At 72.3% G+C, this 271-nt stretch carries 1 protein-coding gene; it reads left to right on the forward strand.

Going from position 1 to position 271, the window contains the following annotated elements:
* Positions 1-222, forward strand: a 222-nt coding sequence (locus SB660_RS20680; RefSeq protein ID WP_486304209.1) for a hypothetical protein, incomplete at its 5' end; no start/stop codon positions are given.
* Positions 223-271: the final 49 nt, after the last annotated feature.

Here is a 271-nt window from a genome sequence, read left to right on the forward strand (position 1 = left end):
ACCGACGGCGAGGGCCCGCTGCGGGAGGACCCGGTGACCGGCAGCCTGAAGGCCGCGGCGGCGGAGTGGCTGCTCGCGAGCGGTCGCGCCCACGCCCCGTATCTCGCCGCACAGGGCACGGCCATCGGACGCCGGGGACGGATCCGGATCAGCCAGGAGGCCGATCAGGTGTGGGTGGGCAGCCGTGCCGACGTGGTCATCTCGGGGTCAGTCGAGCTCTGACCGCTGCCCTCAGACGAGTCCCTGCACCCGGAACTGCTCCGAGTGATAG

Source organism: Bacillus sp. SIMBA_005 (assembly GCF_046535585.1).
Lineage (GTDB): Bacteria > Bacillota > Bacilli > Bacillales > Bacillaceae > Bacillus > Bacillus pumilus.